Genomic DNA, 13,554 nt, shown 5'->3' with positions numbered 1-13,554 from the left:
AAGGACGAACGCGCACGGCGCGCGGGACGGGTACCGGAGGCGGGTTCTTCTCGCCCTTTCGCCCCTTCACCCTTTCGCCCCTTCTGCGTTCCTTGCTATGGTAGGGAGAAGCCCGCTCCTCGCCCGCGAGCCCCCCGCATGGTCGCACCGCTGCCCGAGAAACTCACGCCGGAACTGGTGTTCCGCGAGTACGCCCCGCGCATCTTCAACCTCGCCCGTCGGATGCTCGGCAACGACGCCGACGCCGAAGACGTGACGCAGGACGTGCTGCTCCAGGTGGTGCGGAAGCTCGACACGTTCCGCGGGGATTCGCAGATTTCGACGTGGCTGCACCGCGTGACGGTGAACGCGGCGCTGGCCCACCGCGCGAAGCGGGCGAACCGGCAGAAGCACGAGTCCGGCGATCTGGCCGACGACGCGCTCGAGACGGCCGCCCCGGAGACGGAAGTCAAGCGCTGGAACCTGCCACCGGACGAACCGGTGCTCGCGGCCGAACAGCAGGCGATCATCGAGAAGGCGATCAACGAACTGCCCGAACCGTTCCGCGACGTGTACCTGCTCGCCGACGTCGAGGGCCTGCCCAACTCCGATATCGGCACCATGCTCGGGCTGAGCGTGCCCGCCGTGAAGAGCCGCCTGCACCGGGCGCGAATGCGGATGCGCGACCTGCTGGCCCCGCACTTTGAAGAAAAGGATGCGCTATGACGTGCACGGAACTGGCGGCGCTCTTGGTGGACTACCTGGGCGGCGAACTGGTGGTCGAGCACCACGAAACCGTCACGGTCCACATCAGCGGGTGCAAGAAGTGCGAGGTGTTCGTCGCGACGTACAGGCACACGGTGAGCGTCGCCCGCGCGCTCCCGAAGTGCGGCGCGCTCCCGCCCGCGTTCGAGGCGCGCCTGCGGGCCGCGCTCGGCGATACCCTCGGCACGGAGTGAATCACGCTCCCGGGTGGCACTGCGGTGTTACCCGCCGCACGGGATGGTTGCCGATTCCGGGAGCCACCCGACCACGCCGCCGGGCAACTGCACCTGAACCCACCCGCCGCGCCGTGTCAGTTCGCGCACCTCCGCTCCCTTGGGGAGTGCCGGTTCGATTCGCGTGGGGTACTCGGTCGCGTTGCCCCTTCGCAAGTACACCTCGTCCGTCACCACCAAGAGCGGGAGCGATTCGTCGCGGGCGCGCTGGCGCGAGTCCTCGACCCACAGCGCCCCCAGTGCCCCGAGCGCCGCCACCCAGAGCGCGACAAAGGCGAGCCAGAGGGCGTTCCGCGTCATCACGAAACGAACCACCCCGCCGCACGCGAGGAGCCACGCGAACCCGGCCGCGACCCACGCATCCGCGTGCGACAGGCGCGTGCTCACGGTGCGCACCGGGCGCGGGCGGCCCTGGAGCGCGAGTTCGCCCTCGCTCGGGTACAGCACCCGCGACCGGGCGTCTTCGAGTTCCACCCGAAGCTCGCGCGCGAACCGGGCCACGGCCAACCCGTCGTGCAGGGCCGCGATGCAGCGCGGGAGGTTTCCGGCGAGCCGGTGCGCGCGACTCCGGTTCAGCGCGAGGTCGGTCGTGCGGTACCCGCGCGCCCAGAGCTCGTCGTACCCGGACGCGGCCCGCGCGAACGCCGGCCTCGCGCGATCGGAATCGCCGCGCGCCTCCACGCCCTCCGCGAACGCTCGTTCTGTCGCCGCGAGCGTGTCTTCGGGCGAAGCCGCGGACACGGGCGCGGTCGAGAGGAGCAGGGCGAGGGCTACAGCGAACCAACGGCGCCCGTAATCCCGAGTGGCCGGATTCACGCGAGCGCCTCCAGTCGGGTGACGGCGGCCTCGGCGGTCGCGGCGAGCGCCAACTCGTTGTCACCCGAGGGGGCGAACCGGGCGCGGTCGCACGCGCGGAACACGTCGCTCGTCCGTTCGGCGATCTCGTCGGGCACGTTCTGGTCCTTCAGGGCGGTGGCGATCTCCGCGGGCGTTGCGGCCGATTCGGGGAGCGGGAACCGCGCACGCAGGTAGCCCAGCAGCGCGTTCGCGATGAGCGCGGGCGGGTCCGGGGTGCGGCTCGCTTTGCGGATCAGGTCGTTCGCGCGCCGCGCGGCCCGGGACCGGCGCAGGCGCGCGAGCCGGGCCGCATCGGGGTACACCCGGCGCCACACGAGGAGCCAGCCGAAGGCCGCGAGCGGGCCGAAGCACGCCGCCGCGAGCCACGCCCACTGGCACGGCACGAAGGGCCCGCTCCCGAGCACGTCCTGGCCGGTTACGGGGTGGAACAGGAACTCCGGGGCGTCGAGCGGGACGATCTGGCGCTCGATCTTCGGCGGTTCCGTTACGGTGATCTCAACGGCCTCCGCGCGCGTGGACGGGAACTGTTTCGGCCCCGGTGCGGCGGACGCATTGAAGTAGTGGAACTTGAGTTCGGGCACTTCCTTCACGGACGTGTTTCGCGGCGCGAGCTTGTACGCGAACCGCACCTCTTTTGCGTCCCGGGGTGGGTCGGCAATATCGGTGACTTTGAATACGTCGAACGCCTTCAGTTTCCGCAAGTCGGGCTTCACGATCTCGGTCGGGTTCTGAGCGCCGGTGATGACAAGAGTGGCTCTAAAATCGCTGCTCACCTGGACCGTCGGCGGCTCGATCTCCCACTTCACGCGGAGGCTCCGCCCCTTCGCCTTGTAGTAGTCTTCCTTCGGCTCGAAGAAGGCGGGCTGCCCATTCGCAATGCTAAAGGAAAAAGTGAAAAGGAAAAAGGAAAGGCACCCGACAACAAGCGAGCGCGGGTGAAGTGTGCGTCGCTGTGTCATCGCTGTACGGCTCCTCAATTCACTTGTCCCGTCTCGCCCGATTGCAATTGCGCGTTCCCCGCTACCAGTCCCGCACGCTCGGGCGCTCGGGGCCGTAGAGCGTGCGCAGGAGCGACTGCTGCTCGCGCTTGATGCGCTTCGCGGTTTCGGCCAAGTTCGCCCGCGCGTCCTGCTCGCTGAGCTGCTGAACGTCGGTCCGGTCTTCGAGCGGTTGCATGGTCGCGTTGTTCCCGGGCGTCGTCTGCTCGGTCGGGGTGGGGCTGTTGGCGCCGTTGGGCAATTGCTGCGGTTGCGTGCCGACATTCTTCGGGTTGGCGCCGGCACGAGCGGGGTCGGAATCACTGCCGGGATTGTCATTACCGCCGGCCTGCTGGTCCGGGTCCGGGCGCGATTGGGGGTTCTCTTCCGGCGGCACGTCCGTGTTCGGCGACTTCTTCTTGTTCTCTTCCTTCTTCCGCTCCTCGTTCCACAGCAGCTTCGCGAGTTCGAGGTTGTCCGCGGCGCGGTCCTTGAGCGGCTTGTCGGCCGCAGCGCTATCGAGCGCGTGCTCGAAGCACGCGATGGCCGCCCGGTACACCTCAATGGACCCGCCGCGCCACAGCAAACAGGTGCCGCGGTTGTACCACGCCCGGGCCGCGCGCTCCGGCGGGCACTCGGCGTCCTTCAGCACGCGCTCGTAGTGCTGTTCGGCTTCGCGATACTGTTTGCGATCGAACAGCACCGCGCCGCGGTTGAACGCGACCAGTCCCGGGTCGGGCGCGCGCTCTTCGGCGGTCGCGTAGAGTTTGTCGGCCGCGTCCTTGTCCCCGGCGCGGAACACGTCGTTCGCCCGGCGAATGAGGTCGTCCGGCGTTTCCGCTTGTGGTGGCGCCGCGGCGCTGAGAAGAACACAAAGGGCAAAGGGCAAAAGACAAAAGGCGAACCGCGTGAAGCGCGATGTTGCCATTGGACCCTCCGTTTCGCGGTTTCCGCCTCGATTGTACCCGTATCCGGTTCCGCTTTCCCAGGGCTCGTTACTTACCGCCCGCGGAGCCACCCCACGAGGAACAGCCCCAGCGCCGGGGCCAAAAACCACGGGTACCGCTCTTTCGGCTGCGGAACCTGATCCTCGCCCACGATCGTTCGCGATTTCTGCCCCTCAATGCGGTTGTGGAAGAACTCGCCGAGCTTCGGGCTACTGGTGCGGGACGCGACGTAGTCCCCGGACGTCTCCCGCGCGATCTGCTCCAAGAGCTCTTCCTGCAACTTCGTGCCGAACGGGTCCGCCGCCTCCGAATCGACTTCGGGAACGGTTACTTTGGTCGGGTGCCCGACGCCCACGGTGTAAACGGGGATGTTCGCGGCACGGGCGGCGTTCGCCCCGCGCACCCATTCCCGGTCGCTCTCGTCCGGGTCGTCGCCATCGGAAATGAAGAAGATGTCCTGTGAACCGGTGAACCGCACGTCGTGCGTATCGACGGCCGCGATCAGGGCGGACCCGAATCGCGTACCGGACGTGATGTTCGGGTCCGCACCGGCCTTGCACTCCGGCGGGGGGAGCTTGCCGTTGATGTCTTCCAGCACGGCTCGCGCGTGCTTGTAGTCGGTCGTGAGCGGGCAGATCACTTTCGGCTTCGACGCGAACACGATCACGCCGACCCGGTTCCCGCCGCGCCGGGCCATTGCGCCGAGCAAATCGAGGGCACCGGCACGGGCGCCTTCCCAGCGCGATTTCGCCCTCGGATCAGCCATGTCCTCCGCGAGCATCGAGCGGCTCACGTCGATCACGATCACCACATCGCGCCCGACCGCGACGCCCGGTTCGTCGCTCTTGCCCCACCGGGGGCCGGCGATGCCCAGAACGAGCAGCCCCCACGCGAGCGGGTACGTGAAGCCGAACCACCGGCGCGGCGGGCGCGGGTGCGTGAGCTGCCCGGCGACCGCCGCAGGGCGCCCGATCGTCGCGACCGCGTGCTTCCGGCGCCGCACGGCCCAGCGGTTCAACAACCCGAGTAGCGGGAGCAGGAGCAACAGCCACAGCGCGTCCGGCCGGGCCAGCCGCACGACCGCGAGGAACTCGCGCCCGTCGGTCAGCAACCCGTTCAACCCGGAGGAGGTGCCGAAGAAATTCATAAGGCCGTCATTGCCCGTGGCTAACATTTGCTAACATTTTCGCTCGGCGGACCCATTGCACCGGCTCGACGCGCCACCAAGTGCCGGAAATTCTAGAACTTGGAGCGATCCGGCACCGCCGCCGAATGCCGCAGGTGGCTGACATCGACTAACATTCGCCAACACTACCTCGCTGTCTTCGACCTTTAGTTTCGGAATCTGCCGAGATCGATCGCTCGGATTTACGGAATTATACGCACTTAGTGGACGAAAATCCATTAAGCTTGTGCCGCCCACAAAAGCGTATTCGCACTCACGTCACCGCGCGCCAGAGGGTGCGATCGAGCGCGTGAGTGGACAGAATTAAGACGAGTGCGGCCCCCGCGAACCACGCATAATACTCGAAGTACTGGCGGTAGATCGGGGCCAGCTCCGGCCCCTTTTCCAGTGTGCTGATTTCACGGTACGCGGCGAGCAAGTCGGTTCCGCTGGTCGCTTGGAACGACTTGCCGTTGGTCATCTCGGCCACGTCCTTGAGCGCCTGGCGCCCGGCCTTGCGCTGCGCGACCATGTCCGGCGTGGAACCGGGGGGCGGTTCGCCGCCCGCATCAATGGTGTAAATCTTGACGTTTAGGTTCGCGGCGAGCTGTGCGGCCTCGCGCGGCTTCAGCGTGCGGTCGATGCCGGGCTTCTTCGCGTCCGGTACGTCTTCCTTGAAAACGTTGTGTTCGCCGTCACTCAACAGGATCAGCACACGGGCCTTCTTCGGATTGTCCACCGCGTCGAGGCGGATAATCGCCTCGGCGAGCGAATCACCGATGTTCGTGCCGGCATCGACTCCACCCCTGGGTTGGAGCCCGTCCACGACCTTGAAGAATACGGAGTGGTTCAGTGTGAGTGGACACGCGGTTTGTGGGACGGCGGCGAATACCACTAATCCCACAGAATCGCCCGGGCGGGGTTTGAAATTCGTGCCGTCGGGCGCGTCCCCACCGGCCAAGAACAGCTTCAGCGCACGTCGCGCGGCATCGAGGCGCGACACCGGCGGGCTGTTGAGGTTCCACGCGACGTCTTCGGTGCCCATGCTGCCACTCACGTCGAGCGCCATCACGAGCGCGATCCCTTCGGACGGAAGAGACGTTTCCGTGTCCGGCCTGCGCGGGCCGGCGCACGCGACGACGAGGCACACGCACGCCAGCCCGCGCAGGACCGGGCCGCCCCAACTCGCGACCGATGCGCGCCGACCGGTGCGGTTCCCGAATCCGCTCACGTCGCTGAAGCGCAGCGCCGGCCGCCGGCGCCGGCGCCACCACCACGCGACGACCAGGGCCAGCGGCGTCAGCCACAGGAATTCGGGGTTCGTGAACGAGAGCATAAACTCCAGCATGCGCGAAGCGAACACGAGAGACAAGGCGCCCGTGCGCAAACCAACCCTTGCCCCGCGCGGCCCGCATCCGGTACTCTGGAGGCGTTTGGTGCTTCGCTCCCTCCGGGGCTTACCAATGCGGTACGCGCTCCTCTCGTGTGTTTCCGCGCTCCTCGTTGCGGCCGCGGGTGCCGCGCCGGTGCCGCCACCGAACGCGCGCGAAGCGCCGCCCCTCATTGAGAAGCTCGGGAGCGAAGACTTTGCCGAGCGCGAGGCCGCGACCAAGCGCCTCGACGAACTGGGTCTGCTCGCACTCAGTGAGCTCCGCGCCGCGACCCAGTCCGAGAACGCCGAGATCGCCGACCGCGCCAAAGACCTCGTGCGGAAGATCGAGCGCCGGGCGGCGAACGACCGCGCGCTCGCGCCGACCCTCGTGGACCTCGACCTGAAGGACCAGCCGCTCGATACGGTGCTGGCGGCGCTCTCGAAACAGGCCGAGGGCGAGGTCGTTCTCGGCGGGTTGAAGGCCGGCGAACTCGCGGGCAAAAAGGTCACGATCGCGACGGGCAAGGTGCCGTTCTGGACCGCGGTGCTGAAAGTGTGTGACGCCGCGGAGCTTCAGATTGCCGGCGCCGGTGGGTTCTTTGCCCCGGGTGCCGCGCCGTACACTTCGCGCCTCGACAAAAAGGGCGCGGGTACGGGAGTCGCACTGCGCGTCGCCGCGAACCCGAGTAAGGCGGTGATACTGGAAGCCCGTGACGGCAAGAGCCGGCCCGCGTCCGTTCACGGCGCGGCGCTGATCGAGGCGTTCGAGGTGCCCAAAATCGCGGCCCCGAAAACGGTTGCGTCTGTTGTGCTTCAAGTGTGGCCGGAGCCGAAGCTCGTGTGGCAATCCGCGGCCGACGTGAAGGTAACGAAGGCGACCGACGCCGAGGGCCGCAAGCTCGTGCCCGACTTCACGCCGACAGTTACGCGACCACAAGTTCAGCGCCTCAAAGACGGGGGCGTGGTGGTTGTTCGCAACGCGGACGGCACCGTCACCCTCGTGAACCTCAACGCCACGGCTCCGCTCGATGTCGGACCGAATTTCACGCCCAACGCGCGCCAAGTGATCGTCAAATTGAAGACCGGCGCGAGTGCCGCGAGTGAACTGGTCGGCTCCGTGTACGGGCTTGTGCGATCCCCCGCGGAACCGCTCGTCGTGGTCTCGCTCGGCGCGAAGGACGCGGTGACGGCGACCGGCCCCGTCGGCTGCGAGGTAACGGCGGCGCTCCGGGCGGATGCGAAGGGCAAACAGTTCGTGGATGTGAAACTGGCTTACGATCCGCTGCGCGTGGACCCCGTGCGAACGAGCGACGAACTTCCAGACGTGAAGCCCGCACCCAATGGGAACCAAACGGTTCACGGGCTACGCATCACCGACTCCGAAGGCAGAGCGTTTGACGCATCGCTAGCGAAAGCCTCAAACGACTTCGACGGTCGCGGTCAGCGGCGCATTGTGTTGACGATGCAGCTCGAATTGCCCGTGACAAAGGACGGACCAACCACACCCGCGAAACTCGTGTTTTGGGGCCATTACGCGAAATCGGTGGAGGTGCCGTTCGCACTGAAGGGCGTGCCGCTCGTCGGCGGCGCGAAGTAGCCGTGCGGGTCGTATTCGTGTGGTCCGCTCGCTCCGCGAGCGGTGCGGCTCGCACGATCGGCTGACGAGCATTACTTTGCGAGGCCCGAACACAGTGAAGCCGCTCGCGGAGCGAGCGGACCACACTCACGAGCCAAAACCACACATGCTCGCTCCGCGAGCCACACTCACGCACGGTTCCCAATGCTCGATCGGTTCCTCGCGTTCGCAACCCATCCGGCTACGTTGATCGCGGTCGGGGGTGGTGTCGGGGCGAACGCCCGCTACTGGTTCGGCAAGTTGGTGGCGAGCTACTTACCCCCGGGCGCGGTCGCGTTCCCGTGGGCCACGTTCGCCATTAATGTGTCGGGCTCGGTGGTTCTTGGATTCGTCGCGTCCGCGTTCCTGAACCACCCGGACGAGTCGCGAAAGAGTTGGTACCTGCTGCTCGGCACCGGGTTCTGTGGTGGGTTCACCACGTTCTCGACGTTCAGCCTGGAAACGCTGCAACTGATGCGCGCGGAGCGCCCGGGGACCGCCGCGGCCTACGTGTTCGGTTCGGTCGCGGCCGGGTTGCTCGGGGTCTGGCTCGCGACGAAACTCGGGAGCGGATCGTCCGAGTAGTGTTGGCCGATTCGAGCCGAAAACGGGAAACCGATGTCGCACCAATCTAACCGAGCGACGAGTTGGTCCCGTTTTTCCCCAAGACCGCTGAGATCCCGTTCGACGAGAAGTGGCCGTTCGTCGGCACGAAGCAGAAGAACTGCGACCCCGAACTGCTCGAGGTACTTGGCGACCTACCTATCGGGATCGGTTCACGATCCGAAATCGTGCATCTTCCCGACGGGTTGCTTCTTATCGTCTCGAATCTCGTCGGCGCGTCAAAGCGCGTCAAAACTCCGGACATCCTGGAGGTTTTGCATTTCCAACCGACACCAGTTGCCCCTCATCACCTCCGCGCGCGGGTGTCGACAGGTGTCAGCCCGAAGGTGTTGATGCTCTTCTCGACGGTGCTTGTGCTCGTTTGCACTGTGCGATTTGCCAAAGGCGCTGCCGAACACAGGGAGCCGCTTGTTAAGCTCCTCTTGATCTGAAAATATGGGTCAAGTCGTCATAACAGGATCGGCTAAAGTGGTTTAATTGAAATGGCGAGTAATGTCGATAAGCCTGGTGGTTGGGACGGCTCTCGTGGAGCGCATCCGATGCGATACTGTGTCTTGTGCAGCGCGTGGCTCACAGCAATCGGGATGACGGCCCCGGGGTGTGCCGCACCCGGTTCACGGGTCGAAGGAACTCGTTCTCTTCCCCCGTTTCCCGTCACCACCGGTGAACCTGCTTTGGGCCTCCCGTCCCCGTTCCTTCCCCCCTCATCGTGGGGCCAAAAGTCTCCGGCGTCCCGGCCCTCGATCGCTCGCACGGAACTCGTTCCGGCGCAAATCGAAGGCTCAAGTGGAGCGCCGATTACCGCGCTCCCGGTGCGCGAGGAAGCAATCACGTTGGAGTGGTACGGGGTCTCTCGATTGCCGATCGCGCCTTCATCCAGAGATGTGATAAGCCCGATTTCATCCCCTCATGTCGCGGCGGTTAAGGGAGACCCATCAAAAGCGGCATCTCCGGTTTGGAAGACCGTGAGTACGGACAGCACCTCTAAATGAATGACTCGCAGAGGTCGTGGATAAGTTGGCAGCGCCGCTCCTGTGCCCGACAGGAGAGCCGGAGCCGTCTGGAGTGGGACAAGTGCTCCCCCGACGAGGTCGCGGCGATCCAACCGCAGGCTACTCGTGCCTTACCGCCGCAACAGCGGCTTGACGTGAGAGCCGGGCGCCCTTGCACTTAGGCAGACCGGTTCAACCCGCTGCATTAAATTCCGCCGCAGTATCGGGGCTTGAGCCGGCGAGAGAGCCGGGCGCGGCTCATGACCGGCTCGAACCCTCGCGAGTCGTGCTCTTGGCCGAACCGACCAGAGCGGCCAAGAACGTGCGGAGCCGCCGCATTGGGTCGCCTAAACACTACGGGGCCGTGCCTGAAATCCCTTTCGATCACCCCTACAACGCACCACTCGAACCTCGGCTAATCCCTTCCGCGTTAGCTAGCTGCTGAGGTCAAGGCTTTTACACGCGGGGCAAAATCACCACGCAATGGTGTACGGGTTCGCTCGGCAAGTTGGTGGGTTCGTTGAGCTCCACAGTGAGCCGGGGCTAGGGGCCACTTGCGAGCTTTTTCTTCCCCGAACCGGCGAAGTCCGACGCCGGGACGTGCCCGAGCCACAACCGGCCCCGCACGGGCGGGAGACGGTGCTTCTGGTCGAGGACGAAATCGCGGTGCGCGCGTTCGTCACGCGGGTACTCCGGCGCTACGGGTACAATGTTCTGGAAGCGTGCGACGGCCCGGACGCGCGGCGCACGGCTCTGGCACATGGTCCTCGAATCGATCTGCTGATTTCGGATGTGGTGATGCCCGGCGGGATGAACGGGCGCAAGGTCGCGGAGGCGGTTCGCGTGTCGCACCCCGAGGCGCGGGTGCTCTACATCAGTGGTTACCCCGGAGACGCCTTGGCGCCTCACGGGGTCCGGCCGCAGCAATTGAATTTCCTTCACAAGCCGTTCACCCAAGACGCACTCGCCCGAAAAGTGCGCGAGATGTTGGATGCCGACGAATCGTCCCAATTGAAATAGCGACTATAAATTTGTCGTAATGTTATGTTTATTATAAATATGTAAAATTCAAAACATTTGCCACCACCGCCGCCGCGCTTTTGGAGCTGAAGCGGGCGCAAAATACGAGTCGTAGCGCTGGCACAACTGCCACAATTCAGCGACGGATGCCCGGTCCAGGGTGCGGAGCGCCTTCAGTGTCACCCACGGTTCGACGAGTACCGCGATCTGGTCGCACGGCCCCGTGGTCCGACCCGCGGTGGCGGGCGTAGTTGGCCCGAGGGCCGAGATCAGCGCCCGGTACAATTCGGCGTATTGAACGTCCGAAATGTTCAATGTTTGACCGCCAGCGCACGCCTCAACGACCACGCACCACTCTAACCAGAGCCGCTGGGCCGCCGCCGGGAGCACGTGCGCGGGTTCCTCGGCGCGAATAACGGTGACTTCCGATTCCGGTTCGACACGACTCGTTGGGGGCGGGAGGACCGGGGGCGTAGAGGAACACGAGTTCGACAGCATCCCGGGTGCCCGGTTCCCGTCATCAAACATTCCGGAGAGCAGAACGTCGTTCAACGCTGCGCACAGGTCCGCCGCGCTCTGGTAGCGATCGACCGGGTCCTTCGCGAGCAGGCGCTGGACGACCGCGGCCAATCCGTGAGGGACATCGGGGCGCAGGTCACGAACCGATCTCACGGCCTTGTTCGCGTGCATTTCGAGCGTGAGCCGGCACGTAGCGCCCTCGAACGGGAGTTGCGCCGTTAGCAGGTAGTAAAACGTACACCCCAGGCTGTACAGGTCCGAGCGCGCGTCGGCCTCGTGAAAGTTCCGGGCTTGTTCGGGTGCCATAAACGCCGGGGTACCGACGACCGCGCCCGCGTCGGCGAGTAGGGTGCCGGTCGGCTCGTCGCCCCGTGGGTACAACCGCGCCAGACCGAAGTCGATCACCTTCACCCGGACCGGCTCGGCGCTCGTCGAACCGGCCGGCCCCGAGCCCTCGGAAATGAGAACGTTCGCCGGTTTGATGTCCCGGTGGATCACTCCGTTCTCGTGCGCGTGCCAGATGCCCTGCGCGATCTGCAGCATGATCGCGCGCGCCAGCGGGATGGGCAGCGGACCGTTCTCGTGAACGTAGGTGTGGAGCGTCACCCCGGCGACGAACTCCAGCGCCAAAAACAGTACGTCGTCGATCTCATTAGCGTCGAACGTGAGTGCCACGTTCGGGTGGTTGAGCCGCGTGACGGCGGCGACCTCGCGACGAAACACGTCCCGGTACAACCGGCTCTGGCAGTAGTCGAGGGTGACCAGCTTGAGCGCCACCGTGCGCTCGAGCACCATGTGCTGGGCCTTGAACACCTGGCCGAAGCCGCCCCCGCCGATCTCGTCGAGGATCCGGTACTGGCCCAGAACCAGCCCCTGCGGGTTCCCGTCGCGGATGCGGCTCAACTGGTACTCCGTGAGGAGCCCCTGTTCGAGCAGCATCTGCTGGATGTCGCTGGCCCGCGCGGCCGGGGCCGCCCGCTCGATGAGCTCGACGTCCGCGGGCGAGAGCAACCGGCTGGCACGCAGGTTCCGGAGGAACTGCCAACGGAGCACCTCCGGGGACTCTTCGAGCACGGGTTCGACGGCTTCCAGCGCGGCGGTGCTCCACATGGGGTGCTCCCTCTGGCAACGGTATCAAGGGGGTTATTCAACGGCGCGCACGTCGGCGACGCGGGGCGGGGTGCCCCGAGTAGGTTCCAGAAGTCGGGGGGATGTTCGCGGTCACGGCGGGCACCGGGTCGCCGTTCGCGAGCGCTACCTGTTCGGCGGCGGCGGCGCGGGGGCTCTCAGTTGGGTCCGTTCCGTGGTTCGTCCAGTAATTCGTGTACAGATCGGCGCCCGCGGCCCGCGCAGAAGCATCGGCCGCGGCCCGGGCGCGCCGGCGCTCGTCGCACATGCGCCTGCCGCCCGGGTGCAGTGCGATCACACCGATCAAAACGGGAAGGCGGATCGCGACCGTAACGAGAACGGCCCCGCGCCGGTACTTCTGAGTTCGTGCGTACATTGCTCCCTCGCCGACCGGCGCCTCAATTGGACATGGGCAGTTCGCACACGCTCTGCATGGTTGTCGTCCCCCAAAACATTCCGGCGGGCCACCGGTAGGTAACGGTGACGCGAACGGTGTTGCTGACGTACTCTCCCATCGGGGTGATCGAGCGCATGTCCCTCGGCGCCGAGTCCCAGTCCCATGCGGTGTCAGTTGAGCGGTCGATCCACTCGACCTTGACGCTCACGTCTGCGGGGTTCATCCCGACGGTCTTCGGTGTCACCGCCTGATCGATGATTTGCTGCAGGCTCACCGCACTCGTGTTCGGCTCCTTCTCGTACTCCCCCCCGTGCGTACTGGCCCACCGCGCGCCCTCGCAAGCGAGACACGTGACCTGCTGGTGGCGGAAGACGCCGATCCCGCCGATAATCAGCCCGCAAACCAGTAAAAAAAGCACGCTCAGAACGATCGCGGTTTCGACGGCCGTGGCCCCGGTGCGCCGGGGCGAAGGGGCGAGTAACATTGCGGTCCCTTTCGTCTGACTGTGAGGCGCGCGGTTTCTTTACGGATCGACTCAATCACCGGGACGCAGAGCGACCGGGGCGATTGCTGTGCGCTGGAGTTGAACTTTACCCCCGGGCACGATGAACCCGCAAAACAGCGGGAAGTCGTAGGTCACCGTTACGGTCACCGTGCTGCTGGTAGCCGTGATCGCGACCTGGCTCGTGTTCAGTGGCGGGTCGAGGGCCGCACCCTGGGTCACGGCGGCGGCTTTCGCGGCGTCCGCGGTTGTCGTTGTTGAGGCCGGCGTCCAAGCGGTTCCGGTCGCGTAAGAGCTGGCGGAACTCGCCGCGCTCTGGAGGATTTGCGTCGCCCGGAACACGCGCGCGAAATCGACCCCGGCCGCGAACAGCAGCGCCAAGAAGGGCAAGAGCACGACCAGTTCGACCGCCGCGGCCCCACGAGGGGGGCGTTTCGACTCGGGAGTACATCGGACCACAG

At 65.9% G+C, this 13,554-nt stretch carries 15 protein-coding genes; 6 read left to right on the top strand and 9 right to left on the bottom strand.

What is annotated here, in order from left to right:
* Window positions 1-138: 138 nt before the first annotated feature.
* Window positions 139-705, top strand: coding sequence for an RNA polymerase sigma factor (locus tag J8F10_RS24745; RefSeq protein WP_210658487.1), 567 nt, complete (start codon window positions 139-141; stop codon window positions 703-705).
* Entirely contained in the window at window positions 702-938 is a 237-nt protein-coding gene (locus J8F10_RS24740; RefSeq protein WP_210658485.1) for an anti-sigma factor family protein, read from the top strand. Before J8F10_RS24745 ends, J8F10_RS24740 begins: the two co-directional genes overlap by 4 nt.
* 27 nt (window positions 939-965) lie before the next feature.
* Here J8F10_RS24740 and J8F10_RS24735 read toward each other — a convergent pair whose 3' ends face one another.
* From J8F10_RS24735 to J8F10_RS24715, 5 genes are all read right to left on the bottom strand, one after another.
* Window positions 966-1,793, bottom strand: a complete 828-nt coding sequence (locus J8F10_RS24735; RefSeq protein WP_210658483.1) for an SH3 domain-containing protein — start codon at window positions 1,791-1,793, stop codon at window positions 966-968.
* A complete protein-coding gene (locus J8F10_RS24730) occupies window positions 1,790-2,794 on the bottom strand; it encodes a hypothetical protein (RefSeq protein ID WP_210658481.1) in 1,005 nt (334 codons plus the stop codon). Before J8F10_RS24730 ends, J8F10_RS24735 begins: the two co-directional genes overlap by 4 nt.
* 61 nt (window positions 2,795-2,855) lie before the next feature.
* Complete coding sequence (locus tag J8F10_RS24725; protein WP_210658479.1) at window positions 2,856-3,740, bottom strand: tetratricopeptide repeat protein; 885 nt, start codon at window positions 3,738-3,740, stop codon at window positions 2,856-2,858.
* A 71-nt stretch (window positions 3,741-3,811) separates the two neighbouring features.
* Entirely contained in the window at window positions 3,812-4,906 is a 1,095-nt protein-coding gene (locus J8F10_RS24720) for a vWA domain-containing protein (RefSeq protein WP_210658477.1), read from the bottom strand.
* Window positions 4,907-5,198: 292 nt separating this feature from the next.
* Entirely contained in the window at window positions 5,199-6,272 is a 1,074-nt protein-coding gene (locus J8F10_RS24715) for a vWA domain-containing protein (RefSeq protein ID WP_210658475.1), read from the bottom strand.
* A gap of 115 nt (window positions 6,273-6,387) precedes the next feature.
* Between J8F10_RS24715 and J8F10_RS24710 the strand changes: the two genes are divergently transcribed.
* The 4 genes from J8F10_RS24710 (at window position 6,388) to J8F10_RS24695 (ending at window position 10,547) form a co-directional block, all read left to right on the top strand.
* The gene (locus tag J8F10_RS24710) at window positions 6,388-7,893 is read left to right on the top strand and encodes a hypothetical protein (protein ID WP_210658473.1); all 1,506 of its coding nucleotides are present in this window, start codon (window positions 6,388-6,390) and stop codon (window positions 7,891-7,893) included.
* Between the two features lie 183 nt (window positions 7,894-8,076).
* The gene (gene crcB, locus J8F10_RS24705) at window positions 8,077-8,496 is read left to right on the top strand and encodes a fluoride efflux transporter CrcB (protein ID WP_210658472.1); all 420 of its coding nucleotides are present in this window, start codon (window positions 8,077-8,079) and stop codon (window positions 8,494-8,496) included.
* 62 nt (window positions 8,497-8,558) lie between these two features.
* On the top strand, window positions 8,559-8,966 hold the full coding sequence (locus J8F10_RS24700) for a hypothetical protein (protein WP_210658470.1): 408 nt from the start codon (window positions 8,559-8,561) through the stop codon (window positions 8,964-8,966).
* Between the two features lie 1,161 nt (window positions 8,967-10,127).
* The gene (locus J8F10_RS24695) at window positions 10,128-10,547 is read left to right on the top strand and encodes a response regulator (RefSeq protein ID WP_210658468.1); all 420 of its coding nucleotides are present in this window, start codon (window positions 10,128-10,130) and stop codon (window positions 10,545-10,547) included.
* 48 nt (window positions 10,548-10,595) lie between these two features.
* Here J8F10_RS24695 and J8F10_RS24690 read toward each other — a convergent pair whose 3' ends face one another.
* The 4 genes from J8F10_RS24690 to J8F10_RS24675 are packed head-to-tail and all read right to left on the bottom strand — an operon-like array spanning window position 10,596 to window position 13,552.
* Window positions 10,596-12,176: a serine/threonine-protein kinase gene (locus J8F10_RS24690; RefSeq protein WP_210658465.1), complete on the bottom strand. Its 1,581-nt coding sequence runs from the start codon at window positions 12,174-12,176 to the stop codon at window positions 10,596-10,598.
* A gap of 37 nt (window positions 12,177-12,213) precedes the next feature.
* A complete protein-coding gene (locus J8F10_RS24685; protein WP_210658463.1) occupies window positions 12,214-12,570 on the bottom strand; it encodes a hypothetical protein in 357 nt (118 codons plus the stop codon).
* A 22-nt stretch (window positions 12,571-12,592) separates the two neighbouring features.
* Window positions 12,593-13,075 carry a TadE/TadG family type IV pilus assembly protein gene (locus tag J8F10_RS24680; protein WP_210658461.1) on the bottom strand — a complete coding sequence of 161 codons (483 nt, stop codon included), beginning with the start codon at window positions 13,073-13,075 and terminating at the stop codon, window positions 12,593-12,595.
* Window positions 13,076-13,126: 51 nt separating this feature from the next.
* Window positions 13,127-13,552, bottom strand: a complete 426-nt coding sequence (locus J8F10_RS24675) for a TadE/TadG family type IV pilus assembly protein (RefSeq protein ID WP_210658459.1) — start codon at window positions 13,550-13,552, stop codon at window positions 13,127-13,129.
* Window positions 13,553-13,554: the final 2 nt, after the last annotated feature.

This window comes from Gemmata palustris, from assembly GCF_017939745.1.
GTDB classification, from domain to species: Bacteria; Planctomycetota; Planctomycetia; order Gemmatales; family Gemmataceae; genus Gemmata; species Gemmata palustris.
The sequence above is the reverse complement of the archived record's forward strand: the minus strand, read 5'-3'. Positions and strand labels throughout refer to the sequence as shown.